Genomic DNA, 264 nt, shown 5'->3' with positions numbered 1-264 from the left:
ATTCGATCGACCGCGGGTAGTCCGTTGAAGTTCACCGCCAGATTGCGGATGGTCAATAAACTATCCATTTCAGGCCATCCGTTTCAGTTTGGGATCGAGTGCGTCGCGCAGCCCGTCGCCGAGCAGATTGATCGCGAGCACCGAAATCAGGATGGAGAGGCCCGGCATCGTGACGATCCACCAGGCGCTGTCGATGTAATCGCGCGCCGAGGCGAGCATCGCGCCCCATTCCGCTGAAGGCGGCTGCACGCCGAGACCGAGGAA

Annotated in this window: 1 pseudogene; it reads right to left on the bottom strand. The window is 60.6% G+C overall.

The features are described 5' to 3' along the window. Window positions 1-69 precede the first annotated feature (69 nt). Window positions 70-264, bottom strand: a pseudogene (locus SB751_RS31550) (dipeptide ABC transporter permease DppC); the annotation flags it as partial.

This window comes from Cupriavidus sp. SIMBA_020, from assembly GCF_046535395.1.
Taxonomy (GTDB): domain Bacteria; phylum Pseudomonadota; class Gammaproteobacteria; order Burkholderiales; family Burkholderiaceae; genus Cupriavidus; species Cupriavidus campinensis.
This window is presented reverse-complemented; position numbering and strand designations above follow the sequence as displayed.